This window comes from Intestinimonas sp. HCP28S3_D6 (genome assembly GCF_052065695.1).
Classification (GTDB): domain Bacteria; phylum Bacillota; class Clostridia; order Oscillospirales; family Oscillospiraceae; genus Intestinimonas.
In genome coordinates this window covers 1-1,048 of sequence record NZ_JBQHTM010000135.1, presented here as the reverse complement: position 1 = coordinate 1,048, position 1,048 = coordinate 1, and the positions used below count along the sequence as shown (strand labels likewise).

General features: G+C 56.6%; 1 protein-coding gene. It reads left to right on the top strand.

The features are described 5' to 3' along the window. Positions 1–138: 138 nt before the first annotated feature. Positions 139–1,038 carry a DDE-type integrase/transposase/recombinase gene (locus ACTNBK_RS17080; RefSeq protein ID WP_441147886.1) on the top strand — a complete coding sequence of 300 codons (900 nt, stop codon included), beginning with the start codon at positions 139–141 and terminating at the stop codon, positions 1,036–1,038. Positions 1,039–1,048 lie beyond the last annotated feature (10 nt).

The window sequence follows — 1,048 nt, the reverse complement described above, 5'->3', positions numbered from 1 at the left end:
TGTAGGACTACAATACATATTGGACATCTGAATAAAAAAGGATGAAGGACAGGGCCTCATCGGTTATAGTTGAAGTTGCGGACAACAACCGAACGAGAGGAGACCATATCCTTCATGGGCAAGAGTATAACACAAGACATGGCATATCGGCAATCCCTGATGAAATACGCAGAAAAATACGGCGTCAGCCGCGCCAGCCGCAAGTACAACAAGAGCCGGTCCTACATCTACTTCTGGAAGGCCCGCTGGGACGGCTCGGTACGATCCCTGGCCTGTCAGTCCCGTCGGCCCCACAGCCACCCAAACCAGCACACGGAGGCGGAGCTGAAGCTGATCCAGGACATGCGCCGCCGCAGCCCCGGCCTGGGCATGATAGAGCTGTGGCACCGGCTGCGGCAGCGGGGCTATACCCGCCGCCCGGAGAGCCTGTTCCGGGTGATGCGCAGGCTGGGGTTGTTCCCAACGGCGGAGAAGAAAAAAGCCTACAAGCCCAAGCCTTACGAGCAGATGACCTATCCGGGCCAACGGGTCCAGGTGGATGTGAAGGTCGTACCCCGGAGATGTATTGCTGACCCGGAACTGCGTCTGTTCCAATATACCGCCATTGACGAATTCACACGACTGCGCTTCTTGGCCGCCTATCCTGAGCAGTCCACCTATTCCTCCGCAGACTTCCTGAAAAAGCTGACCAAATGGTATGCACACCGGGGCATCCGGGTGGAATGTGTCCAGACCGACAACGGTTTCGAGTTCACCAACCGCTTTTCCAGCAGGAGAGAGCTGCCCACCTTATTTGAGGCCACTGCGGAAAAACTGGGCATCCGGCACAAGCTCATTCGGCCCTACACGCCACGCCACAACGGAAAGGTGGAGCGCAGCCACCGGGAGGACCAGAAACGCTTTTACGCCTGCCACTGCTTTTATTCCCTGGACGACTTCGCAAAGCAGCTCGCTGCCCACAACCGCCGCTCCAATAACTTCCCCATGAGACCTTTGGGTTGGCTTTCTCCTCGAGAGTTCACCGTCCAATATGTTTGACAAACCTACA

What these genes read in the sequence shown, in the direction of transcription:
- ACTNBK_RS17080 (WP_441147886.1), top strand. Translation starts at nt 139, where the DNA reads ATGGCATATCGGCAATCCCTGATGAAATACGCAGAAAAATACGGCGTC.